This is a genomic window from Candidatus Polarisedimenticolia bacterium (assembly GCA_035764505.1).
Classification (GTDB): Bacteria; Acidobacteriota; Polarisedimenticolia; order Gp22-AA2; family AA152; genus AA152.
Genome location: DASTZC010000068.1, coordinates 1 through 21,985 on the forward strand (window position 1 = coordinate 1; position 21,985 = coordinate 21,985).

Here is a 21,985-nt window from a genome sequence, read left to right on the forward strand (position 1 = left end):
CCGGGCCCTGATGGACCGGATCCGATTCCGCGCCGACGCGGTGCTGGTGGGCGGCGGAACCCTCCGGGCTGCCAACGCCCCGTTGCGCATCCGCTCCCGAAGCCTCGTCCGCAAGCGGGTCGCCGCCGGCAGGCCCGAGCAACCCCTCAACGTCCTCCTCAGCGCCTCCCTCGACGTTCCCCTGGAGGGTCGCTTCTTCACGGCCAGGGATACCCGCAAAATGGTCTTCACGACCACCGCCGCGCCCGCCCGCATGAGGGCGCGCGCCGCTGAATTGGCCGAGGTCCTGGTGTCGCGAGGCCGATCGGTGAGCCCGCGGCATCTGGTCGGAACGTTGCACCGCCGCGGGGTGCGCCAGCTGCTCCTGGAAGGGGGCGGCGCCATGAACTTCGAGTTCTTCCGACTCGGGCTGATCGACGAGGTCTACCTGACGCTCTGCCCCGTGGTGATCGGCGGCATCGAAAGCCCCAGCCCGGTGGACGGTAAGGGATTCTCCCCGGCCCAATTCAGGTGGTTTTCCCTCGCCAGCGTACGGCGCGCCGGAGGCGAGCTCTTCCTGCACTACTCCCGTACGGCGCAAGCCTGACGAACGGCCGCGTTTGTGCCTCGCATGCCGGAAAAATCCGCCGAATCTGTCTCCGGTTCTTGACACTCCAGCGACGCGAACCCTAGAATATCCGGTGAAATAGGTCGGATATTACTAGGGATCGGAGTATTGATCGTGGGTTTGCGTAACCACTGTACTAGTGCCGGCCGTTGACGCGCGGCAGCTTTGCGGCCGCCGCGTCCAACGGTGCCTCTGTCAAGCAAGAGGGCTGACCGATGATTCGCCTCAGCAAGAAAGCCGATTACAGCCTGATGGCCCTCAAGCACATCCTGGCGAAGGAGGACCAGCCTTCCAGCGCCCGGGAGATTGCGCAGGCCTACGGCATCCCCTTCGAGGTCCTCGCCAAGCTGCTTCAGAAGCTCGCGCGGAAAGGCTTTCTCGTCTCCCAGCATGGCACCAAGGGGGGATACTCGCCGGGGAGAAGCTCCGGGTCCCTGACGGTCCTCGACGTGCTCGAGGCCATCGAAGGCCCATTGGCGCTGCTCGATTGCTCCAATCCGCGCAAAGGCCCCTGCGACCAGGAGAAGAGCTGCTCCGTCCGGAGGCCCCTGGCGCGCGTCGAGCAGAAGGTGCTGGATCTGCTCGGGAAGACCACCCTCCGTGAAATCTGAGAATCGGATGGAAACCGTGGAGAACCCGCGAATCTACATGGATCACCACGCCACCACGCCCGTCGACCCGGACGTGGTGGCCGCCATGCTGCCCACCTTCACCGAAGAGTTCGGCAACGCCGCCAGCAGGACGCACGCCTACGGCTGGAAGGCCCTCGAGGCGGTGGAGGCGGCTCGCGAGACGATCGCCCGGCTCGTCGGTGCCGGACCGGTGGAAATCGTCTTCACCAGCGGCGCCACCGAATCGGACAACCTGGCAATCTTCGGGGCGGCGCAGATGCTCTCCGAACGGGGCCGCCATATCGTGACCGGATCCACCGAGCATCCGGCGGTGCTGGATTGCTGCCGCCGGCTGGAGAAGATCGGTTTCGAGGTCACCTATCTCCCGGTGGATCGCACCGGGATGGTCTCGCCCGACTCTCTGCGCGCCGCACTGCGTCCCGACACCATCCTGATCAGCCTGATGGCCGCCAACAACGAGGTGGGGACGCTGCATCCGGTGGGCGAAATCGGGAAGATCGCGAAGGAGAAAGGGGTTGTATTCCACTGCGATGCAGCCCAGGCGGCGGGCAGGATTCCCCTCGACGTGGAGGCCATGGGAATCGACCTGCTGTCCTTCACGGCCCACAAGATGTACGGGCCGAAGGGCGTCGGCGCCCTGTACGTGCGCAAGCGCAATCCGCGCGTCCGCCTGATGCCGCAGATCTACGGCGGCGGACACGAGCGGGGAATGCGCTCGGGGACCCTGAACGTCCCGGGCATCGTGGGCTTCGCCAAAGCCTGCGAGATTGCCGCCCGGGTCATGCCGGAGGAGGCGGTGTTCCTTGCTGGGCTGCGGGACCGGCTGCACCACCGCATCGAGGCGGAGCTCGAGGAGGTCGCCCTGAACGGCCATCCCGTCCAGCGCCTTCCGAACAACCTGAACCTGAGCTTCGCCTACGTTGAAGGAGAATCGCTCATGATGGCCCTGAACGGCGTGGCGGTCTCCTCGGGCTCGGCCTGCACTTCCGCCAGCCAGGAGCCCTCGCACGTCCTGAAGGCGATGGGGGTGAGCGACGATTTGATCCATACCTCGCTGCGCTTCGGCCTCGGACGCTTCAACACGCGCGAAGAGGTGGATCAGGTGAGCGAGAAGGTGATCGCGAGCGTCCGGAAGCTGCGTGAGATCTCGCCGCTTTACGAGGCGTCGCGCCGCCGGGGAGGGAGGAGCCATGCGGGCGCGTCCCGTTGAGCCCGGCGATCAGGTGATGGCCCGCTGCGCCGACCTGCCGAAGGCGGGCAGCTTCGACCCCAAGGATCCCGATGTCGGGACCGGCGTCGCCGGCAGCATGGCGTCGGGCGACCTGGTGAAGATCCAGCTGCGGATCCGCAGGGAGAGGATCCAGCAGGCCCGTTTCAAGGCATTCGGCTGCACCGGATCGATTGCGAGCGCCAGCCTCGCCTCCGAATGGGCCGAAGGCAAGACGCTGCGCGAGGCGGCCGAGATCAAGGAGGCGGATCTCTCGGCGGCCCTGGAGCTCCCTTCCGCCCGGCGGCACTGCTCGGCCCTGGCAGAAAAGGCGCTGCGCGCCGCCATCCACGACTATCGCAACAAGAGCGACGCCGCGGCAGCGGCGCACGGCAACGACACTTCAGGAGGAACCGGATGATTGCACTGACGGAGAAGGCGGCCCAGGAGGTGAAGACCCTGCTGACCAAGGAAAACCTGGACGGCTACGGACTGCGCGTCAGCGTGGCGGGAGGGGGATGCTCCGGCCTCTCCTACCGGCTGGTGTTCGAGAAGGAAGCGGGGAAGGGGGACCGGGTTTTCGAGCAGCACGGGGTGAAGGTGATCGTCGATCCGAAGAGCTATCTCTATCTTAACGGGACGACGCTGGATTACACCGACGGCCTCAATGGCACGGGATTCACTTTCACCAATCCCAACGCCACCGGGACGTGCGGCTGCGGCACCAGCTTCCATACCTAACCGGCGGGTTGGTGTAGAATCGCCCGCGCTCCGGCGGGTCCGGCAGCGGACCCGCGATGCAACGGTGTTCGAGACATGAGCGATCCAGACAAGACCAATCCGGCCGGCGCGCCTCCCGCCCCGGCCACGCCTGAAGCCGCTTCCCCCGCGCCGGCGGCGGCACCGTCGCCGCCTGCGGCAGCCGCAGCGCCCGCGGCGAAGGCGGCCGCGGCCCCGGCTCGCAAGCCGCGCAAGCCACGCCCCAAGGCGATCATCAACGAGAACGGCTGCACCGGCTGCGAGGCGTGCGTCACGGTTTGCCCGGTCGATTGCATCGTCAAGGTGCCGAATCCGGCCCAGCCGGAGCTGAACCCGATCTGCCGGGTGGACTGGGACCGCTGCACCGGCTGCACCATCTGCGCTCGCGACTGTCCGTGGGAGACGATCGACATGGTCTATCCCAACCAGCCGGGCATCCGCGTCCTGGTTTCGAGCTATCACCTTCCCGACTACGGCATGCGTTTCGTCCCCGATCCCCAGGAAGAAGAGGCGGTCGCCTGATCCTTTGCGGAGAAGGTCACTGCGCCGCTCCCCGCGCCCTCGAGGCGCTGTTTGGCTGAGCGCTTCCGCGTCGCCTCGCGCGCCGACGTGCCGCCCGGCACCGGCAAGGTGGTGGTCGCCGGTGGCAGAGTGCTGGCCCTGTTCAACGTGGAAGGGGAGTTCTTCGCGGTCGACAATTCCTGCCCGCACCGCGGCGGCCCTTTGGGGGAAGGTCACCTGCAAGGAAAGATCGTCACCTGCCCGTGGCATGGATGGCAATTCGACCTGTGCACCGGCGTTTCCCCGCTGAACCCCCGGCACACCATCCGCTGCGTCCGCCTCGAATCCGAGGGGGATGATCTCTTCGCCTGCCTGGATTGAAGATCAACTGAGGGCAGCGATGAGCCGCGGGCGCTCGTTGGCTCAAATCGCGCGCTTGTATTCCTGGATGGGGAGCTTCCAGACCGGCTCGCCGCAGTAGCGCCTTCCCTCGGGACAGTAGGGCGTGGAGCCCGCCATGTACCGCAGGGTGCAGGGGGGCAGCAGGTAGGCGCCGATGCGTGGATTGATCTCCCGAATCTGCAGCGCTTCCTCCCACGACGCCTGCCAGATCTCCTCCTGGGCGTTGTAGCACAGCCGCATCGTGTGCTTGTGGCGCAGGTTGAGCAGGTCGGCCGACTCGGTGAAGCGGACGTTGGCGGCGTTCGGCAGAAGGTAGAGCGCGAATTCCGGATCCACTCCCAGGTCCTGCAGCGTCCGGATTCCCTCCCACGACAAGCTCATCACCTCCTGGTAGCGCCGCTCGATGGCGGCGTCGCGCCGGATCAGGCCCGGCGTCGCGAAATCGGGATCGCCGGCGAGGTGGGCGGCGAGGATGGGGCGCGAGCCGGGAGTGAGGCGATGGCGCTGATTCTGCGAGTCGGCCGTGTGGCTGAGGCGCTTGCGGAAAGTGTAGTGCGCATGGAACATGGCTCGGCTCAGCTTGGAGTGGGTGTCGAGGTTCAGCGCCTCACCCAGGTAAGCGTTGCGGGAAGGATCCATGACCCGGGCGATCGCCTCGTCGTCGGTCATCTCGCCGGCCGGAAGGCCGAGGATCTCGCGCACCGCGCGTGCCAGAATCGCCTCGTTCTGCGCCGGCGCATCCACCAGCTTCGATATCAGGGGTCCCAGCTCGGCGTCGAACTCCGACGCGAATCGCCGGGCGCGGGCCGGGTCGGCCCACTGGGAAGCTCCCCCGAGCGCCTGGAACTCGGGCATCTCCTCCGGTTCCATCGGCTCCTGCAGGATGACGCGGTAATCGGGCTCCAGGCGCAAGAGCTCCTCGACCATCTTCTCCAGGACGATGCGCTGCTCCAGCGGCGCGTCGAGCTGGTTCGCCATGCGGTAGTAGCGCAGCAGCGTCAAGCCGCTGATGGTGTGGTAGAGGTAGGCGAAGGTGGCCACCGGAAGGACATAGCGCGCCACCTCCTGAGCCTTCTTCTGCACCTCCTTGCCGTAGAGGTCGCGGCGCCGGTCCCGGGCCGGGAAGCGCTCGTAGTACTCGGCCTCGACCAGCGGCACCAGGGTGTGGCACAGCTCCTGGTAGGCCGAGACCTGGCGCTCCACCGTGCGCTCGTAGACGCTACGCGCCTGCCCCGAAAGCGGCGGGATGGCACAGTTCCCCGGCTTGACCTCGACGTAGCGCTGGCTCACCTGCTCGGAGTTGTAGAAGGGATGGCTGTGCAGGAAGGACCAGATGAACTGCCGCGAGACGTTGTTCAGCGTGAACTGGAAATGGGCGTGCTGCAGCGTGGTGTGGTGTCCGGCCTCGTACAGATCCCGGGCCAGCTGGTCGCGCCGCTTGCGCTTGCTCTCCCGCTTCTCGGGCGGCAGGCTCTCCACACCCGAGACATCGTCCTCGACGATGATGCCGCTGGCTGAATAGCAGGTGCGCGCCGTGGCGACCATGTTGTCGAAAGAGCGCTGGAAGGCCTGGGCGATTCTCACCTCCGGCTCGGGGGAGAGAAAGCGCGCGGCGCGGTGCTCGAGGAGAGGTGGAGTCTTCGTGGTCATGCTGCGGCGATTATAGGGGCGGGGCCCATGCCGCACAAGACGCCACGCCGTCACCGACGGCGCAGGAGGCGGGCGGGATGGAAGCCGGCACCAAGGCCGCCGCGCTCCATGCGCACCACCATGTCGGCCACCGCCTCGGGCGTCGGATTGTCGGCGGCGATTTGCTCGATCAGCTCCTCTCCCCAGCGAGGATGCATGGCGTGCAGCACCCGGCGCAGAGCCTGCGCTTCGGAAGCTTCGGGGTCGCGCGCTCTCTCGGCTTCGAAGGCGCGGCGCACCATCTGCCGGCGGTGACGCCTTCCCTGCAGGTAGCTTCGCCACCCCCAGGCCGCCCCGATGAGCAGCGCCGCAGCGCCCGCCATCTTTGGACTGGCACGCCAGGCCAGCGTCCAGCCCGCCAAGAACAGGGCGGCGCGCACCAGGGTCCACAGGAGCCGGAGGCGTGGATGGATGAAGAAGGCGGGACGCCGATACACCGGCAGCTCGCGGGCATGCGCCCGGTAGAGACCCATCAACAGGAACAGCGCGATGAAGGCGAAGCCGGCCAGACCGGAGAGGCTCATGAGAGGGAGCGGAGCTCACCAGCCGCTATGGCGCTCCTCGGTCCAGGGGTCGCCGTGCATGTGGTACCCATTGCGCTCCCAGAATCCCGCCCGGTCGTGGTCCATGAACTCGAGGCCGCTGGCCCATTTGGCGCTCTTCCAGAAATAGAGCCGGGGAACCACGAGCCGCAGCGGCCCTCCGTGCTCCGGCTCCAGGTCCGCACCGTCGTGCTTGAGCGCGAAAAGGACATCGTCGCCCTGCAACGCCTCGAGAGGCAGGTTGGTGGTGTAATCGCCATAGCCGTGCACCATCACGAAGCGGGCCGCAGGCTTCGGCTGCGCGAGGCGCACCAGCTCGCGGGCAAGGACTCCCTCCCAGCGATTGTCGAGTCGGCTCCAGCGGGTGACGCAGTGGATGTCGGAGATGCGCTCCACTCGTGGCAGGGCTTTGAAATCTTCCCAGGTCAGGCTGATCTCGCGGGCGACCCGGCCGAAAAGTCGAAAGCGCCAGGTCGCCAGATCGATGCGAGGCGTCTCTCCAAAGGTCAGAACAGGCCATTTGCGGGTCTGTACCTGCCCGGGGGGAAGGCGAGGGGGCTCCGCGGAGCTCATGTCGAATGCCTCGTCGAGAAGGGGCGCGATTATGGGCACCGCGCGGGCAAAGTGTCAACGGCCGGGCGGAGAGGGCCGCGCCAGAGTCGCGGCCGGAATCGTCCGGCCGCCCCCCGCATCCAAACGCTATGCGATGCTACAATGACGCCTCGTACGGAGCCTGTCGATGTCCGACGTCGTCATCTATACCAAGGAATACTGCTCCTACTGCACCCGTGCGAAGAGCTTGCTCGCCTCGAAGGGAATCGCCTACCGTGAGATCCCGGTGAGCCGGGATCCGCTCTCCGAGCGCGAGATGATCGAGCGATCGGGGCGCCGGACGGCGCCCCAGATTTTTATCGACGGCCGGGGAATCGGCGGCTCGGACGAGCTGCACGCGCTGGCCGCCTCGGGGGAGCTGGATCGCATGATGGGATCGGCGGACAAGAAGCAGCAAAGCGACGGTATCGACGCCAGGAATCTAGAGAAAGTGATCATCCTCGGCTCGGGAGCCGCGGGACTGACCGCCGCGATTTACACCTCGCGCGCGAACCTGGAGCCTCTGGTCGTGGAAGGGCGGGCCGCCGGAGGACAGCTGACGCTGACGACCGACGTGGAGAATTTCCCCGGCTTCCCGTCGGGGATCCTGGGCCCCGAGCTGATTGCCCAGATGCGCCGGCAGGCGGAGCGCTTCGGCGCCCGTTTCGTGACCGGCGATGCCACCGCCGCCCAGCTGAACGACGGTCCTCTCGCTCTCACGGTCGACGGGCGCCAGGTGCGCACCCGGACGCTCATCGTCGCGACGGGAGCCGACGCGCGCTTGCTGGGACTCGATTCCGAGCGAGCGCTCATCGGCCATGGAGTATCCACCTGCGCCACCTGCGACGGGTTCTTCTTCCGGGGCAAGGAAATCCTGGTGGTGGGCGGCGGCGACTCCGCCATGGAGGAAGCGACCTTTCTGACGCGCTTCGCGTCGAAGGTGACCGTAGTGCACCGGCGCGACTCGCTGCGGGCCTCGAAGATCATGCAGGACAAGGCCTTCAACAATCCGAAAATCGAGTTCGTGTGGGACAGCACGCTGCAGGAGATCCGGGACCCGCACAAGGGAAAAGTGGAAGGCGCTGTCCTGATCAATCTCAAGAGCGGCGAGACCCGGGAGATCGCTTGTGAGGGTATTTTCATCGCCATCGGCCATGTGCCGAACACCAAGATTTTCCGCGGCCAGCTCGACATGGACGAGAACGGCTATCTGCGGACGGTGAAGGGAACCGCCACCAGCGTCCCCGGGGTGTTCGCTGCGGGAGACGTCGCGGATCGGGTCTACCGCCAGGCGATCACCGCTGCCGGCACCGGATGCATGGCCGCCCTGGACGCGGAGAGGCATCTCGCGCACGGGGCCCACGAAGCCGCCGCGCACGCCTGACTCCCGGACGGCATTCCTCAAATCCCTCTCTCGACCCCAGCGCAGGTTGACACTCATCGCGGCATCGGGCACCCTACGCGCGCCGACGGGGCGCCGAAGCCCCGCGCCACGGAGGGATTCGCATGGATGAAAGCCGCAAGGCGATGATTGCCGAGGCCATCGGCACCTTCGCGCTGGTGTTCGTGGGGGCCGGCTCGATCTGCCTGAACGAATACACCGGCCGAGGCGTGGGCCTGATCGGCATCGCGCTGGCTCATGGATTGATTCTCTCGGTCGCCGTGTCCGCCACCGGAGCGATCTCGGGGGGCCATCTCAACCCGGCAGTGACCTTCGGGTTTCTCCTGACCGGCCGGATGAGCCGCAATCAGGCGCTGCAGTACCTGCTGGCGCAGCTCGCCGGGGCGACCGTCGCGGCTTTCTTCCTGCGCGCGATTTTTGCCGAGCATGTCTGGCGGTCCGCGGCCCTCGGTACTCCGGATCTTGCCCAGGACGTCACGACCGGTACCGGCATCTTCATCGAAGCGGTTCTGACTTTCCTCCTGGTGTTCGCCGTCTGGGGGACTGCCGTCGACGAGCGGGCTCCGCGCATTGGCGGCTTCGGAATCGGCCTGACCGTGGCGGCGGACATCCTGGTCGGGGGGCCTCTGACGGGGGCCGCCATGAACCCGGCGCGCTCTTTCGGCCCGGCGCTTGCCTCGGCCCACTGGACCAACTTTCTGGTCTACTGGATCGGTCCCTTGCTCGGCGCCGGCGCGGCGGCCTTCCTCTACAGCAACTTTCTCTTGAAGAAGAGCTGACCACCCGGCGAAGCCGGGGCTGCGATGGGCGTCTCCGGTGGTGGTGCGGCGCCGTCGAAGCGCGCTTCGTTGATCCCGGCCCCTGAGTGCGCTAGCATGCCGCGAGCCGAGAATTCACGGTGGAAATGCGCGGCGCCCTGCCGCGATGCGGCCTTTCCGCCGAGGAGGTCCTCATGAGCAAGTCCTCTCGCCAGCGCGCCTCCCAGGAGGCGGTGACCCAGATGTTTCACGCGCGCCGGGGCGTCGTGACCGAAGCGATGCGCGCCATCGGCGAGAAAGAGCGGGTGGATCCCGATCTGATTCGCGCCGAGGTGGCGCGCGGCCGGCTGGTGATTCCCGCCAACATCCATCATCGGGGGCTCGTGCCGATGGGGATCGGCCTGGCGCTTTCCTGCAAGATCAACGCGAACATCGGAAACTCCTCGGTCTCCTCCGACACGGGGGAGGAGCTGAAGAAGCTGGACACCGCGGTGAAGCTGGGGGCCGACACGGTGATGGATTTGAGCACCGGCGGAGACATCGACGCGATCCGCGAGACGATCATCGCCCACAGCCCCGTGCCCATCGGCACGGTCCCGATTTACCAGGTGGTCTCGGGTCTTGATTCGATCGAGCATATGAAGGCCGAAGACCTGCTGGACATGGTCGAGCAGCAGGCGCGCCAGGGAGTGGATTACATGACGCTCCATGCCGGCGTCCTGTTGCGCCATCTGTCCCTGGCCAGGAACCGGATCACGGGGATCGTCAGCCGGGGCGGCGCGCTGCTGGCCGCCTGGATGATGGCGCACCGCCAGGAAAATCCCCTCTACGTGCACTGGGACCGGATCCTGGACATCTGCCGCGCGCACGACGTCACGATCAGCGCCGGCGACGGGCTGCGCCCGGGCTGCCTCGCGGACGCTTCCGACGCGGCGCAGTTCGCCGAGCTGGAGACCCTTGGGGAGCTGACCCGCCGGGCCTGGGATCGCGACGTTCAGGTGATGATCGAGGGACCGGGCCACGTCCCGATGGACCAGATCGCCATGAACGTGGAGATGCAGCAGCGCATCTGCCATGAGGCGCCGTTCTATGTGCTCGGCCCCCTGGTGACCGACATCGCTCCGGGCTACGACCACATCACCTCGGCAATCGGGGCCGCCCTGGCGGGCCAGGCGGGCGCCTCCCTGCTCTGTTACGTGACCCCCAAGGAGCACCTGGGGCTACCCAACGAGCAGGACGTGCGCCAGGGCGTCATTGCCTACAAGATCGCCGCCCACGCCGCCGACGTTGCCCGCGGGCGGCCGGGCGCGCGCGATCGGGACGACGAGCTGTCGCGGGCCCGCTTCAACTTCGACTGGGAGCGGCAGTTCGAGCTGTCGCTCGACCCGGACACGGCCCGCGCCATGCACGACGAGACGCTGCCCGCGGAGTACTTCAAGAGCGCCGAGTTCTGCTCCATGTGCGGTCCAAAATTCTGCTCCATGCAGAGCAAATACCGCCTGGACGGCATCGACGAGATTCTTTCCGAGATCGGTCCGGACTCGGCGCCCGGCGCCGCCCCGGCGGAGGGCTTCCGGAGGCCCCCGGCCGCGATCCCCATGGCGGGACCCCGGCATTGATCGCAGCGCCTTCGGGGCATTCTTAACTCTTTTGAATTGTGAGGTTTCTGCGCGAGAAGGGGGCCGGCGCAGGGGCGGAATTGCGCCCCACTCGATTCTTGCTATAATACGCTCCCTTTTTTCAGGGTTGGGGCAATCACGAAAACCTACCGTTCGACTCCCGGCTCCAAGCGATACCGCGGACTTCCGCAGGCGTTCGCCGGCGGAAGAGTGCACCCGGATTCGGCCCCCAAGGCCGAAATGCGAGGGAGGTGAGGAAACCGGATTCGGGGCACATGGACGCTCGGTCAACCCCCCCGGCGCGTAAGCAATCTGGCCGGAGGATCACAAAACGCACAGGAGGGAGAAACGATGAAGCGATCTTGGTTGGGATTCGCAGTACTTGCCCTGGCGCTGGCGGCAGTCGCGTGCGCCAAGCCGCCGCAGGCGGACATCGATGCGGCCAAGGCTGCGATGGATGACGCTCAGGCGAGTTCGGAAAAGTGGGCTTCTGCCGAGTGGCAGGCCGCCCAGTCGAGCATGAGCGCTGCCCAGGCGGAGATCGACGCGCAGAATCAGAAGTGGATCAAGAACTACGACAAGGCCAAGGAGCTGCTGGCCCAGGCCAAAGCGGACGCCGAGAAGGCAAAGGCCGCGGCGGCCACCAACCTGGAGACCGCGAAGAACGAGGCCAACACGGCGGTCACCGACGCCGGCACGGCGCTCGAGGCGGCCAAGGAAGCGGTTGCCAAGGCCCCCAAGGGGAAGGACACGAAGGCCGATCTCGCGCTGTTCCAGCAGGATCTCGATGGGCTCCAGACGACGCTGTCCGAGGCGCAGACCGCGCTGCAGAGCGAGGACTACAACACAGCCCGCGACAAGGCGAACTCGGTGAAGGAGAAGGCGACGAGCATCTCCGATCAGATTGCCCAGGCCTCGATGAAGAAGGCGGGTGGGAAGTAAACTCTCGGTATTTCGGGCTCCCGACGCGTCCGGCGGCGATGCTGCGACCAGGCGGCGCCGCCGGACGCTTTTCTTTTGCGCCTTTTTTGCCGCCGCGCTGCTGCATCTCGGCTGCGGCGAGACGGCGCCCCTCGCCGAGCTGGCCCGGGCGCGCAGTGACGTCGAGCGGGCCGTGAAACAGGAGGCGGGTGCCTACGCGCCGGAGGAGCTGGCACAGGCGCAGCAGGCGATGCGGGAGGCGGAGCGCGCGGTGACGGTGCAGGCGGCGCGCTTTGCCGTGCGCCGCGACTACGGCCAGGCCAGGGCCATGCTCGAGCGGGCCCGCTTCTACGCCGTCCAGGCCGCGCGCATTGCCCAGACCCGGCGCGATCAGACCAAGAGCGCCGCGGAGACGGAGATCTCCCGGCTGCAGGATTCGCTATCCCGGGCGCGCGAGATCAAGCGCTTCCTCGCACCGCGCGATCCCGCCATTCATCGCCTGGTCGTGGCCGCCGAGGTCGACGAAGATCTGGCCGAGAAGCGCATGGCCGAGAAGGATTTTGCGGGCGCTCTGGAAGCCGCCCGCAGCGGAACCGGCCGGGTCCAGACGGTTGAGCAGCTCCTGCTGTCCTCCATGGTGCGCTTCACCTCCCATCCCGACCTGTCGTCATGGCGCAGCTGGGTCGACGAAGCTGTGCGGCGCAGCCGCGTCCGGGGCAACGTGGCCTTCGTCGTCGACAAGCTGCGGCGCAAGATGACCGTCTACCGCTCCGGCCGCGCGGTCCGCACGCTGACCGTGGACCTGGGGATCAGCGGCATGGAGCGCAAGCTGCGCTCGGGGGATGACGCCACTCCGGAAGGCCTTTACAAGATTGAGCAGATCCGCTCGCCCGGACAGACGCGCTACCATCGGGCTTTCCTGCTCGACTATCCCAACGAGCAGGACCGCCGGCGCTTCGAGGAAGCGAAGCGCAAGGGACTGGTCCCGCGCGGCGCGGGCCCCGGAGATCTCATCGAGATCCATGGGGAAGGAGGGCGCGACAAGGACTGGACGCGCGGCTGCGTCGCGCTGACGAATCAGGAGATGGACGAGCTCTCGGGCATGGTCAGCGTCGGCACCACGGTGGCCATCGTCGGCTACAACCCGCGTGACGAGGACAATCCATGGTAAGGCTTACGGATTTGCGCCGCGTCGGATTGGCGGTGGCCTGTGTCGCGGCTCTGGCTTCGTCGTGGGTCCTGCCGCTGGGTGCCCGCTCGCGGGAATCGAGAAGGGAGCTGCCGGCGTCGAATGCCGCCCCGGCCCTTTCCCGGCAGTCGCCTGAAGAGGACCCGGACGCGGCACCTCCCCCTCCGGAGGAGGAACAGCCGCCGTCCGATTCGGAAGAAGTCACGGGGACGGAAGAAGGCGCCGAACCGCCGCCGGAGCCGCCACCCATCCTGCAGGAGGTTCCCCCTCCTCCCAAGCCGGCACCGCCGCGCCCCAGGAAGCCCGCCACGCTGCAGGAAAAGCACGATGACGTGCTCAAGCGCATGTCGTCGCTGGCTCCCCGCGGCGTCTATCTGATGATCGACACCGGCACGAACCGTCTCTACCTGATGCGCAACCGCTGCATCTTGCGCGAGGCGGTCTGCTCCACGGGAAGCGGCCGTTTCCTGCCCGATCCCCCCCGCAAGCGCGAATGGACCTTCGACACCCCGAAAGGGGAGTTCCGCATCCGCAGGAAGGTCGAGAACCCCGTCTGGACCAAGCCCGATTGGGCCTTCATCGAGGACGGCGAGCCGATTCCGAAGCGCGACGCCGATCGCGTGACGCCGGATGAGCTGGGCGATTACGCCATGGATCTCGGCGACGGCTATCTGATCCACGGTACGCTCTACGAGCGCTCGCTGGGGATGTCGGTCACCCACGGGTGCGTGCGACTGGGTGCGAAGGATCTCGAGGCCATCTTCAAGGCGGTCCGGGTCGGCACGCCGGTCTATATTTTCTGAGGTCGCAGGTGAGGCACCGCATCCCATGATCCGCAAGAGCCTGCTCGTCGCCGCCATCTTCGGTTTCGCGGCGGGAGGGGTCTATGCCTTCCTGCTCGGCGCGCGGGGCAGCATTCTCCCGGCGGCTCCTGCGACCCTGGGAGAGGAGACCGAGAGGCTGGAAACCGAGCTGTCGCTGGCGGCGGCGAAGAAGCCCTACCTCGTCCTGGACCTGGTCAACTCGCGTCTCGACTACCGCCTGTCGGGAATGACCACCAAGTCGATCCCGTTCCGTGTCGATTCGATTCGCGACAAGGGAAAGGATGGGAGGATCGAGGCGGGCAGGCTGGCCCTGCTCTCGATCGAGGACCGGGGTGCGCCGGCCGAGATCATCGTCCCCCCGGATCCCGCCAAGCCGGTCGATCCCCTGAAGGACCCGAAGCTCTTTCCCCCCGATCCTCCCGCCGATTTCACCCTTCTGTTCGACCGCCCCTTCAAGGTCCGGATGGTTGGCGAGAAGTCCGAAGGATGGTCGATGAGCGGCATGGGGCGGCGCTTCAAGGAGTGGCTTCCCTGGGGCCCGGGCGGGGGACGCAAGGAGACGCGCGTCCAGCTCCGGCTTCCCGCCGAGCGGGCGCAGGAGATTTATCGCGCGCTGTATCGAGGAGAAAAGGTTCTCGTGGTCGGACTGGGAGAGATCCCGAAGCCTTGAGGGGTGCCGGCGCCGCCCCGCTTCAGAGAATGGCCAGTTCGCGACCGACCCGCCCGAAGACGTCGAGGGCGAAATCGAGATCCTTGTCCGAATGGGTTGCGGAGATCATGACGCGGATGCGGGCCTTGTCCCGCGCCACGGTCGGGTAGCCGATCGACATGGCGAAGATTCCCTCCTCGAACAGCTTGCGTGAGAAGGCGCCTGCCAGCTTCGCTTCCCCGATCATCACCGGCGTGATTGGCGTCTCGCTCCTGCCCAGATCGTAGCCGAGCCCGCGCATCGCCTCCTTGAAGTGCCGCGTATTGGCCCACAGCCGCTCCACCAGCTCCCCCGAGCGCTCCAGAAGCTCCACTCCGGCCAGGCAGGCCGCGGCATCGGCCGGGGTCATGGCGCTGGAAAACAGGAGGGGACGTCCCTTCTGCTGGATGTAGTCCGCCAGCGCGCGGCTCCCCGCCACCACGCCGCCCACCACGCCGAAAGCCTTCGACAGCGTGCCGATTTCCAGGTCGACCTGACCGTGCAGCTGGAAGTGATCGACGATGCCGCGGCCGGAGCGTCCGAGCACCCCTTCGCCGTGCGCGTCGTCTACCAGCGTCAACGCGTCGTGCTCGGCGGCCACGGCGACGATCTCGCGCAGCGGGGCGATGTCGCCGTCCATGCTGAACACGCCGTCGGTGATCACCAGGCGCCGGCGCGCGCCGGTCTCCGAGCGCAGCTTGTCGCGCAAATCCTGGGGATCGGCATGCGTGTAACGCACCACCTTGGCGCGCGACAGGCGGCTGCCGTCGATGATGCTGGCGTGATTCAGCTCGTCCGAGCAGATCAGATCCTCGGGACCGGCGAGCGATCCCAGCGCGGCGAGGTTGGCGCAGAAGCCCGACTGGAAGGTGAGCGCCGCCTCGACCCCCTTGAAGCGCGCCAGCTTCGCCTCCAGCTCGCGGTGCAGGGTGAGGGTGCCCGCGATGGTGCGCACGGCGGCGGGTCCGACGCCGAAGGCTTCTATGGCCTTCTGGGCGCGCCGCTTCAGCACCTCGTGATTTGCGAGGCCCAGGTAGTTGTTGGAGCAGAGATTGAGGACCTTCTTGCCGTTGACGGTGATCCAGGCGCCCTGCGGGGAGTCGATGACCGGCACGTTGATCAGCAGACCCTGCTCCTTGAGGGCCGCCATTTCCTGCGCGATGAAATCGAGCTTGCCGGCCATGACGTCCTCTCAGGCGGCGGGGAGAAGCGCGATCTTGCCGCACTCCCCGCGGGTCATCAGGTCCATTGCCGCCGCGAACTCGGTCAGCGGCAGGCGGTGCGTCAGAAGCGGCCTCAGATCGAGCAGGCCCGAGGTGAGCAGGCGCGATGACTTGTACCAGGTCGTGAAAATCTTCCGCCCGGTGATGCCGTAGATTCGGGCCCCCTTCAGGATGACCTCATTGTTGAGATCGATGCGAACGGGGCCGTGCGACAGCCCGAGCAGCGACAGCCTGCCGCCCGGTGCCAGCACCTTGAACCCCTGGCTGAGGGCCTCGGGGTTGCCGGACATCTCAATAACGACGTCGACTCCGTCGCCCCGCGTGAGATCCAGGATCGCCTCCACCACCTTGTCGCGCCGCGCGTTGAAGGTGTGCGTGGCGCCCATCTGCCGCGCCAGGTTGAGGCGGTACTCGGAGACGTCGGTGGCAAAGATCGTGGCGGCCCCCGAAGCCTTCGCCACTCCCATGGCCAAGAGTCCGACAGGACCGGCACCGAGCACCACCATCGTCTTGCCGGAGACGTCCTCCGCCAGAACGGTATCGACGGCGTTGCCGAGCGGCTCCTGCAGCGCCGCAATCTCGGGGGGCAGCGTGCGATCGTTCTTCCAGGCGCAGCGCGCCGGCAGCTTCAGGTAGCGCGCGAAGGAGCCGTCGGTGTCGACGCCGACGATGCGCGTGTTGCTGCAGACCTCGGCGCGTCCCACCCGGCAGGGGTAGCAGGTGCCGCAGGTGATGTGAGTCTCGACCGAGACGTAGTCGCCCGGCTTGAAGGTGGTGATCTCGGACCCGACCTCCACCACGTTTCCGGCGGTTTCGTGGCCCATAACCTGCGGGATCCGGATGCGCCGGCTGGCCCACTCGTCCCACTGGAAGATGTGCAGGTCGGTGCCGCAGATCGAGGCGGCTTTGACTTCGATGAGGACGTCCTCTGGCCCGATTCGGGGAACCGGGATCTCTCTCCACTCGGCCCCGGCTGCCGCGCGATGCTTCACGACCGCGCCCATGGTTTCATGGCCCACGCGACGGCTCCTTGCTGCGCGACGGAGTTGGAATATCCGCGAAATTCCGACGCGAAGTCATGATAGCACAACCCGGGACGGCTCCATTTCCGCTGTGCTAGCATGGCGTGCGCTCTGTGCACCTCGACGCCGAGGCGCGATGCGCTGGAGACGTGGGATGGATGACGTGCAGCCGGCCCTTCCGGCCCTCGGAAAAATCTCCCCGGAGTTCTTCCACCGCGTCATCGCCCCGCACCTCGGCGCCCCTTCCGAAAAAGTGCCGGTCGGACCACGGCACGGGGTGGACGCAGGCATTGTCGAGATCGCCGAGGGCTGGGTCATGGCGATCACCACCGATCCGGTGTTTGTGGTGCCCGAGTACGGCTGGGAAAGGTCCGCATGGTTCGCGGTCCACATCCTGGCCTCTGATGCCGCCACCTCGGGACTGCCGCTCGCCTTCGCCACCTTCGATCTGAACCTGCCGCCCTCGCTCGGAGAGAGCGATCTCGCGGTGCTCTGGAAGGGAATCTCTGAGGAATGCAGGTTGCTGGGGATTAGCATCGTCGCCGGGCACACGGCGCGCTATCAGGGGTGCGACTTCCCGATGGTGGGCGGGGCGACGGTGATGGCGGTGGGCCAGGCGACGAAGTACGTCACGCCGGCCATGGCGGAGCCGGGCGATCAGGTCCTGATCACCAAAGGCCCCGCGATCGAGGCCACGGCCCTGTTCGGAGCGGCATTCCCGGGGCTCGTCGAGGAAGCTCTCGGCAGCCGGGTTGCGAGGGAAGCCGCCGATCTGTTCACCCAGATGTCGGTGGTCAAGGACTGCCGCACCGCCGCCGCAATCGGCGTGCGCCAGCGCGGCGTGACCGCGATGCACGATGCCACCGAATGCGGGCTGTTCGGCGGCTTGGTCGAGGTGGCCGAGGCCTCCGGGACCGGAATGCGCATCGAACGTCCGGCAATCCCCATGCCCGAGGCCGTCTCCCGCGTGTGCGCTCATTTCGGCATGGATCCCTACGCATCCATCAGCGAAGGGACGCTGATCGTGACTTGCAAGCCCTATCGCGCGCAGGCGCTTCTCGCCGCCTTCCAGGGAGTGTCGATTCCGGCCGCCATCATCGGCGAGGTGACCGAGAAGGACCAGGGACTCGTCCTGATCGACCAAGGTAAGGAATCGGCTCTGGAACATCCACGGATCGATCCCTTCTGGGCCGCCTTCGAATCGGCCAGGCGCCAGACCCGCCAAGCGTGAATCTCCGGTCGGACCTTCTCCTCACCCTGGTCACGGATCCCGATCTCGGCGGCGATCGCCCTCTCCTGCAAATCGTCGAGGCGGCGCTGACGGGAGGGGCCACCGCGGTGCAGCTGCGCGACAAGCGGTCCCCGGCGGCCGGGCTCATCGAGCTGGGAGCTGAGATGCGACGCATCTGCAATCTGCACGGGGCGCCCCTTCTGGTGAATGATCGTGCCGACCTTGCCTTGGCCCTGTCGGCCGACGGCGTTCATCTCGGCTCCGAAGACCTGCCGCCGTCCGATGCCCGGCGCCTCCTCCCGCCGCCGCTGTGCATCGGGGTCTCCGCGGCCAGCGTGAGAGAAGCCCGGTCCGCAGAAGAGTCGGGAGCCGACTACCTCGGAGTAGGCCCGATCTTCGCAACCGCAACCAAAGCCGACGCGGGAGATCCCATCGGCCTGCAGCGTCTCTCCGAGATTGCCGCTGCCGTGCGGATTCCCGTGGTGGGAATTGGGGGAATCGGCACCGGGAATTGTGCCTCGGTCGTTGAAGCGGGCGCCGCCGGGGTGGCGGTCATCTCGGCCATCATGGCCGCCGAAGATCCCGCGGCCTCCGCGCGCCGCCTGCGAGAGATCCTCGATGCCGCGCGGGCGCGCGAGGGCCGCCTTCCATGAGTCGGGTCTTGCGCCCGCCGATCGCGCTCACCATCGCCGGCTCGGATTCTGGAGGCGGCGCCGGAATTCAGGCCGATTTGAAAACCTTCGCGGCGCTCGGCGTCTATGGCACTTCGGCGCTCGCGGCGCTGACGGCCCAGAACACGCGGAAGGTCCTCGGCATTCACGAAGTCCCCGAGAAGTTCCTGCGGGCGCAGATCGACGCCGTGGCCTCCGATCTGCTTCCCGATGCCGTGAAGACCGGAATGCTCGCCAGCGGCCCCCTGGTGCGGGCGGCCGCCCGGGCCCTCCAGCACTACCACATGAAGAATCTGGTGGTGGATCCGGTGACCATCTCCAAGAGCGGCGCGTTGCTGTTGCGCGCCGACGCGTTGCGGGCACTGCGCGAGCTGCTCATCCCCCTGGCGAGTGTTCTTACTCCCAATCTTCCCGAAGCGGAGGCCCTTACCGGCAAACGTCTGCGCACGATGCGCGATGTGGAGGTGGCGGCGCGCCTTCTGCGTGACATGGGTGCCGCCGCCGTCGTTATCAAAGGCGGCCACTCGAGAGGTGAGCCGACCGACTATTTCTTCGACGGGCACCGGGCCGTTCTCTTCCAGGGGGAAAGGATTCCGACGCGATCGGATCATGGAACGGGATGCTCGTTCTCGGCGGCGATCGCGGCCTTTCTGGCCCGCGGCGCGGAGACCGCGTCAGCGGTGAGCGAGGCGAAGCAGTATGTCCGGGAAGGAATGCGTCTGGCCGCGAAGCTGGGATCGGGTCGCGGCCCTATCGATCATTTCCATGTCTGGAGAAGAAAAGACTAGCGCCGTCCGCCGCCGCGGCCGCCGCCGTGGGACCCACCGCCTCCATGGAAGCCGCCTCCGCGCGAGCCCCCACCTCCGTGGAATCCGCCGCTGCTTCCCCGGAAGGAAGATCGCGGCGCAGAGGATCGCGGCGCCGGAGAGGCGAAGCTACGCGGGGCAGAAGTCCGAGGAGCGCTTACGCTGGGAGGTGCCGCGCGCCGGGGTGATGAGATGCCGGAAGAAGTGCCAATCGAGGCCCTCGGAATAGAGCCACCCACCCTGCTGGAAACTCTCGGCGATGAGGAAGGTGGAGGGGAATACATCCGATGAGAGCTGGTGGTCCCCGTGCCGCGCGCGACGGTGGAGCGGCCCGAGCCTGCCGACGATGGGGCGGGAGACATGCGGCTTCCCACGCGAGGCGAAAGGCCCGACCGCGACGAAGGTGATTTCATCGACGCGACATCCTTCGCTCCCTTGGGAAGGCTCGAAGAGCCGGAGGTGCGGCCTCGAGTCATCTCCGAGCCTGACGGAGAGAGACTGCGAGTCGAAACCCGCGGATCCGAGCTGAGGGAAGTCGTCGCCGTAGGAGTTGCCGACTGGGAGACCACCGGCGACGAAGCGGTTGTCGGAGCGCTGCGCAAAACGCGGCCCGAGAGACCCGGGCTGCTGGCTCCAATAGTTCCCGTGCCGTTGCGAGGTCCCGCCCCTGTGCCGGTCTGATTGTTGTACCAGTAGGAATAGACGCCCGTTCCCGATCCGTGCCCGCCGTAGTACCCGTCGCCATAGTTTCCGTAATGGCAGGGGTAGGTGGGGTAGTAAGGATAGTAAGGATAGTAAGCGTAATAAGGGTAGTAATAAGGATAGTAGTAGGGCGAGTAGTAGGCGTAAGCGTAAGGCCACCCGAACCCCACCCCGAAGCTGAAGTAGACATCGGAATGGTCATCGGAGTTGTCATACGCGACTCCCCCCTCCGGCTCCGCAGCCTCCGGCTCGTTCTGAGTGCCTTGCGTCGCTGTTCCCTCAGCCTGCGGTGCAGGCTCCATCTCGACGTCGCGGTTCTGCAGGTACTCGATAAGATCCTCGGAAGCGCCTGCTTTCTTCAACTCCACCAGATCCTTCGCGGAGAGATGAAAGGTGAGCTGGTTCTTTTCGACGAAACGCTCGATCGAACCGTCGGAGACGCCCGCATCGAGCATGTCGAGAATGTCATCCAGACTGCCTTCGGCCGCGATGAGAGATGAGACGGCTGTCAGAAGAATCGCCAGAGGCAGCCACGAGGTCCTTTTCAGCATGTTCAACATAATTTCATCCTACGCTTTCGCCCCGGGGCTGACAACCCCCCCCAGGAGCAAAGCCATGACAACCCTGTCGTTTCAGCCCGTCTTCCCGTCGCCCCGAGCCTCGCCGCGGTCCCGGGAATCTCTCCGCCGTGACGCCAGCCTCAAGGCCGCCCCAACCAGGGCCGCCAGAAGGAGCGTAAATATTCCCGAGATGACCAGAGTCGCCAATTAACCCTCGATGACCCTTCCGGCGAAATAGACTCACTGCCGACTGCCGCAGGATAGCCTAAACCACTCGGGAACAGGGATTATTTCCCCTGCAGCCACGCTCGAGGGCACCGTTGACTTCGCCTCACTGCTCGACTATCATCCCCGCAAGTTCAACGCAGTGAACGGTTCCGCCATGACTCGGTAAAGGAATCCACTTCCACAGCGTGCCGGAGGGGCTCCCAGGCGGAGGGCGCGAGCCGGCGTGCAAGGAGAGCGGCAATGCCCACCGGGAAGATCAAGCGGCTGATGAAGGACAGAGGGTTCGGGTTCATCCGGGGCAATGACGGTCAGGAGATCTTCTTCCACCGCAGCTCCCTGGAGGGCCTTCCCTTCGAGTCATTGGCCGAAGGGCAGGAAGTGGATTTCGAAATCGAGCAGTCGCCCAAGGGACCCAGAGCGGGCAAGGTCCGCCCGACCCGGGGATGAAGGGAGAGCGCATGACATCCAAGGTCGAGATCTTCGGAAAGGCGGGGTGACCCTACACGACGGCGGCCCGTGAGGCCTACGCCGAGAAGGGATCCTCGGTGGAATACTTCGATGTGAAGAGCAATCCGGCCCTTCTCAAGCGCATGCTCGAGATCACCTCCGGACAGCGCCGGGTGCCGGTGATTGTCGAGGACGGCAAGGTCATCATCGGTCACGGAGGAACGTGAGGAGTTTGAAGCGGCGGTCGGCCGCCCGCACCGGACCCTCCGATGCCGCGTTGATCGAGCAGCTGCGCTTGCATGCCCGTTTCCTAGCAGGGCACTTTCGGCTCTCGTATCAGGAAATCGCCCCGGAATCGCCGCGCGTGAAGCGCCGCTACGGCGTGTGCACCGCGGAAGGCCGGATTGCAGTACGATTGCGGCACGCCAAAACCGGTCTCCCCCTGAAATACTCCAGCCTCGTGAACACTCTGTGCCACGAGCTGGCGCATTTGCGCCATTTCAATCACGGCCCGCGCTTCCGCCGCTTCTATCTCGAGATCCTGGAGTACGCGCGCACCGAAGGGATCTATCGGCCCGGCCCTGACCGGCCGGCAAGGTGGATCCAGCTCGAGCTGTTTACTGCCGAAGCTCCATTGAGTCCTTCCTCGTCCGCCTATCGAACTGCCGGGAGCGTGGCAGCCAGGCGCTGACAGAATTTGTCATTTCCAGCCGACGCCCGCCCGACACTGGCTGATAGTGAATCGCCTCGCCACCGCCGATCCG

The 21,985-nt window shown here is 66.5% G+C and carries 26 protein-coding genes; 20 read left to right on the top strand and 6 right to left on the bottom strand.

The genetic code is table 11. The features are described from left to right. The 7 genes from VFW45_04635 to VFW45_04665 form a co-directional block, all read left to right on the top strand. A partial coding sequence (locus tag VFW45_04635; GenBank protein HEU5180052.1) for a dihydrofolate reductase family protein occupies positions 1-586 on the top strand: 586 nt, incomplete at its 5' end. A 236-nt stretch (positions 587-822) separates the two neighbouring features. Then, complete coding sequence (locus VFW45_04640) at positions 823-1,218, top strand: Rrf2 family transcriptional regulator (protein HEU5180053.1); 396 nt, start codon at positions 823-825, stop codon at positions 1,216-1,218. Positions 1,219-1,234: 16 nt separating this feature from the next. After that, on the top strand, positions 1,235-2,449 hold the full coding sequence (locus VFW45_04645) for an IscS subfamily cysteine desulfurase (GenBank protein ID HEU5180054.1): 1,215 nt from the start codon (positions 1,235-1,237) through the stop codon (positions 2,447-2,449). Positions 2,450-2,465: 16 nt separating this feature from the next. Beyond that, positions 2,466-2,867 (top strand): iron-sulfur cluster assembly scaffold protein, encoded by a 402-nt coding sequence (locus VFW45_04650; GenBank protein ID HEU5180055.1) that lies wholly within the window; start codon positions 2,466-2,468, stop codon positions 2,865-2,867. After that, positions 2,864-3,187, top strand: coding sequence for an iron-sulfur cluster insertion protein ErpA (gene erpA / locus VFW45_04655; GenBank protein ID HEU5180056.1), 324 nt, complete (start codon positions 2,864-2,866; stop codon positions 3,185-3,187). The genes VFW45_04650 and erpA overlap by 4 nt, the downstream gene beginning before the upstream one ends. A gap of 75 nt (positions 3,188-3,262) precedes the next feature. Next, complete coding sequence (locus VFW45_04660; protein ID HEU5180057.1) at positions 3,263-3,727, top strand: 4Fe-4S dicluster domain-containing protein; 465 nt, start codon at positions 3,263-3,265, stop codon at positions 3,725-3,727. 51 nt (positions 3,728-3,778) lie between these two features. Continuing rightward, complete coding sequence (locus tag VFW45_04665) at positions 3,779-4,087, top strand: Rieske 2Fe-2S domain-containing protein (protein ID HEU5180058.1); 309 nt, start codon at positions 3,779-3,781, stop codon at positions 4,085-4,087. A 42-nt stretch (positions 4,088-4,129) separates the two neighbouring features. On the opposite strand, the gene VFW45_04670 is transcribed toward VFW45_04665, so the two are convergent. The 3 genes from VFW45_04670 to VFW45_04680 are packed head-to-tail and all read right to left on the bottom strand — an operon-like array spanning position 4,130 to position 6,912. Next, positions 4,130-5,758, bottom strand: coding sequence for an FAD-dependent thymidylate synthase (locus VFW45_04670; GenBank protein ID HEU5180059.1), 1,629 nt, complete (start codon positions 5,756-5,758; stop codon positions 4,130-4,132). Between the two features lie 50 nt (positions 5,759-5,808). Further along, a complete protein-coding gene (locus tag VFW45_04675; protein HEU5180060.1) occupies positions 5,809-6,321 on the bottom strand; it encodes a hypothetical protein in 513 nt (170 codons plus the stop codon). 15 nt (positions 6,322-6,336) lie between these two features. After that, entirely contained in the window at positions 6,337-6,912 is a 576-nt protein-coding gene (locus VFW45_04680; GenBank protein HEU5180061.1) for a sulfite oxidase-like oxidoreductase, read from the bottom strand. Positions 6,913-7,078: 166 nt separating this feature from the next. On the opposite strand from VFW45_04680, the gene trxB reads away from it, so the two are divergent. The 7 genes from trxB (at position 7,079) to VFW45_04715 (ending at position 14,313) form a co-directional block, all read left to right on the top strand. After that, positions 7,079-8,314 carry a thioredoxin-disulfide reductase gene (trxB, locus tag VFW45_04685; protein ID HEU5180062.1) on the top strand — a complete coding sequence of 412 codons (1,236 nt, stop codon included), beginning with the start codon at positions 7,079-7,081 and terminating at the stop codon, positions 8,312-8,314. A 122-nt stretch (positions 8,315-8,436) separates the two neighbouring features. Next, positions 8,437-9,111, top strand: a complete 675-nt coding sequence (locus tag VFW45_04690; GenBank protein ID HEU5180063.1) for an MIP/aquaporin family protein — start codon at positions 8,437-8,439, stop codon at positions 9,109-9,111. Positions 9,112-9,284: 173 nt separating this feature from the next. Continuing rightward, positions 9,285-10,709, top strand: a complete 1,425-nt coding sequence (gene thiC / locus VFW45_04695) for a phosphomethylpyrimidine synthase ThiC (GenBank protein ID HEU5180064.1) — start codon at positions 9,285-9,287, stop codon at positions 10,707-10,709. Between the two features lie 351 nt (positions 10,710-11,060). Beyond that, complete coding sequence (locus VFW45_04700) at positions 11,061-11,651, top strand: hypothetical protein (protein ID HEU5180065.1); 591 nt, start codon at positions 11,061-11,063, stop codon at positions 11,649-11,651. Beyond that, entirely contained in the window at positions 11,641-12,801 is a 1,161-nt protein-coding gene (locus VFW45_04705; protein ID HEU5180066.1) for a L,D-transpeptidase family protein, read from the top strand. Before VFW45_04700 ends, VFW45_04705 begins: the two co-directional genes overlap by 11 nt. Then, positions 12,795-13,622 carry a L,D-transpeptidase gene (locus VFW45_04710; protein ID HEU5180067.1) on the top strand — a complete coding sequence of 276 codons (828 nt, stop codon included), beginning with the start codon at positions 12,795-12,797 and terminating at the stop codon, positions 13,620-13,622. The genes VFW45_04705 and VFW45_04710 overlap by 7 nt, the downstream gene beginning before the upstream one ends. A 25-nt stretch (positions 13,623-13,647) precedes the next feature. Further along, positions 13,648-14,313 (top strand): hypothetical protein, encoded by a 666-nt coding sequence (locus VFW45_04715; protein ID HEU5180068.1) that lies wholly within the window; start codon positions 13,648-13,650, stop codon positions 14,311-14,313. A gap of 22 nt (positions 14,314-14,335) precedes the next feature. Here VFW45_04715 and VFW45_04720 read toward each other — a convergent pair whose 3' ends face one another. Continuing rightward, positions 14,336-15,514, bottom strand: a complete 1,179-nt coding sequence (locus tag VFW45_04720; GenBank protein ID HEU5180069.1) for a glycine C-acetyltransferase — start codon at positions 15,512-15,514, stop codon at positions 14,336-14,338. Positions 15,515-15,523: 9 nt separating this feature from the next. Next, positions 15,524-16,558, bottom strand: a complete 1,035-nt coding sequence (gene tdh, locus VFW45_04725; GenBank protein HEU5180070.1) for an L-threonine 3-dehydrogenase — start codon at positions 16,556-16,558, stop codon at positions 15,524-15,526. A gap of 154 nt (positions 16,559-16,712) precedes the next feature. Between tdh and VFW45_04730 the strand changes: the two genes are divergently transcribed. The 3 genes from VFW45_04730 to thiD are packed head-to-tail and all read left to right on the top strand — an operon-like array spanning position 16,713 to position 19,266. Continuing rightward, a complete protein-coding gene (locus tag VFW45_04730; GenBank protein ID HEU5180071.1) occupies positions 16,713-17,807 on the top strand; it encodes an AIR synthase family protein in 1,095 nt (364 codons plus the stop codon). After that, a complete protein-coding gene (gene thiE, locus VFW45_04735; protein ID HEU5180072.1) occupies positions 17,804-18,460 on the top strand; it encodes a thiamine phosphate synthase in 657 nt (218 codons plus the stop codon). Before VFW45_04730 ends, thiE begins: the two co-directional genes overlap by 4 nt. A gap of 8 nt (positions 18,461-18,468) precedes the next feature. Then, the gene (gene thiD / locus VFW45_04740; protein HEU5180073.1) at positions 18,469-19,266 is read left to right on the top strand and encodes a bifunctional hydroxymethylpyrimidine kinase/phosphomethylpyrimidine kinase; all 798 of its coding nucleotides are present in this window, start codon (positions 18,469-18,471) and stop codon (positions 19,264-19,266) included. Here thiD and VFW45_04745 read toward each other — a convergent pair. After that, positions 19,263-20,537, bottom strand: coding sequence for a hypothetical protein (locus tag VFW45_04745; GenBank protein ID HEU5180074.1), 1,275 nt, complete (start codon positions 20,535-20,537; stop codon positions 19,263-19,265). The genes thiD and VFW45_04745 overlap by 4 nt on opposite strands. Before the next feature lie 477 nt (positions 20,538-21,014). Between VFW45_04745 and VFW45_04750 the strand changes: the two genes are divergently transcribed. The 3 genes from VFW45_04750 to VFW45_04760 are packed head-to-tail and all read left to right on the top strand — an operon-like array spanning position 21,015 to position 21,912. Continuing rightward, a complete protein-coding gene (locus tag VFW45_04750) occupies positions 21,015-21,221 on the top strand; it encodes a cold shock domain-containing protein (protein HEU5180075.1) in 207 nt (68 codons plus the stop codon). Between the two features lie 11 nt (positions 21,222-21,232). Then, positions 21,233-21,448 carry a UXX-star (seleno)protein family 1 gene (locus VFW45_04755; protein ID HEU5180076.1) on the top strand — a complete coding sequence of 72 codons (216 nt, stop codon included), beginning with the start codon at positions 21,233-21,235 and terminating at the stop codon, positions 21,446-21,448. 5 nt (positions 21,449-21,453) lie between these two features. Next, a complete protein-coding gene (locus tag VFW45_04760) occupies positions 21,454-21,912 on the top strand; it encodes a Wss1p-related putative metallopeptidase (protein HEU5180077.1) in 459 nt (152 codons plus the stop codon). Positions 21,913-21,985 lie beyond the last annotated feature (73 nt).

Excerpts from the sequence above, each read along its gene's own strand:
- VFW45_04640 (HEU5180053.1), top strand. The coding sequence starts at position 823 with ATGATTCGCCTCAGCAAGAAAGCCGATTACAGCCTGATGGCCCTCAAG.
- VFW45_04650 (HEU5180055.1), top strand. The coding sequence starts at position 2,466 with ATGGCCCGCTGCGCCGACCTGCCGAAGGCGGGCAGCTTCGACCCCAAG.
- erpA (HEU5180056.1), top strand. The coding sequence starts at position 2,864 with ATGATTGCACTGACGGAGAAGGCGGCCCAGGAGGTGAAGACCCTGCTG.
- VFW45_04660 (HEU5180057.1), top strand. The coding sequence starts at position 3,263 with ATGAGCGATCCAGACAAGACCAATCCGGCCGGCGCGCCTCCCGCCCCG.
- VFW45_04670 (HEU5180059.1), bottom strand. The coding sequence starts at position 5,758 with ATGACCACGAAGACTCCACCTCTCCTCGAGCACCGCGCCGCGCGCTTT.
- VFW45_04675 (HEU5180060.1), bottom strand. The coding sequence starts at position 6,321 with ATGAGCCTCTCCGGTCTGGCCGGCTTCGCCTTCATCGCGCTGTTCCTG.
- VFW45_04680 (HEU5180061.1), bottom strand. The coding sequence starts at position 6,912 with ATGAGCTCCGCGGAGCCCCCTCGCCTTCCCCCCGGGCAGGTACAGACC.
- trxB (HEU5180062.1), top strand. The coding sequence starts at position 7,079 with ATGTCCGACGTCGTCATCTATACCAAGGAATACTGCTCCTACTGCACC.
- VFW45_04690 (HEU5180063.1), top strand. The coding sequence starts at position 8,437 with ATGGATGAAAGCCGCAAGGCGATGATTGCCGAGGCCATCGGCACCTTC.
- thiC (HEU5180064.1), top strand. The coding sequence starts at position 9,285 with ATGAGCAAGTCCTCTCGCCAGCGCGCCTCCCAGGAGGCGGTGACCCAG.
- VFW45_04700 (HEU5180065.1), top strand. The coding sequence starts at position 11,061 with ATGAAGCGATCTTGGTTGGGATTCGCAGTACTTGCCCTGGCGCTGGCG.
- VFW45_04710 (HEU5180067.1), top strand. The coding sequence starts at position 12,795 with ATGGTAAGGCTTACGGATTTGCGCCGCGTCGGATTGGCGGTGGCCTGT.
- VFW45_04715 (HEU5180068.1), top strand. The coding sequence starts at position 13,648 with ATGATCCGCAAGAGCCTGCTCGTCGCCGCCATCTTCGGTTTCGCGGCG.
- VFW45_04720 (HEU5180069.1), bottom strand. The coding sequence starts at position 15,514 with ATGGCCGGCAAGCTCGATTTCATCGCGCAGGAAATGGCGGCCCTCAAG.
- tdh (HEU5180070.1), bottom strand. The coding sequence starts at position 16,558 with ATGGGCGCGGTCGTGAAGCATCGCGCGGCAGCCGGGGCCGAGTGGAGA.
- VFW45_04730 (HEU5180071.1), top strand. The coding sequence starts at position 16,713 with ATGCGCTGGAGACGTGGGATGGATGACGTGCAGCCGGCCCTTCCGGCC.
- VFW45_04745 (HEU5180074.1), bottom strand. The coding sequence starts at position 20,537 with ATGCTGAAAAGGACCTCGTGGCTGCCTCTGGCGATTCTTCTGACAGCC.
- VFW45_04750 (HEU5180075.1), top strand. The coding sequence starts at position 21,015 with ATGCCCACCGGGAAGATCAAGCGGCTGATGAAGGACAGAGGGTTCGGG.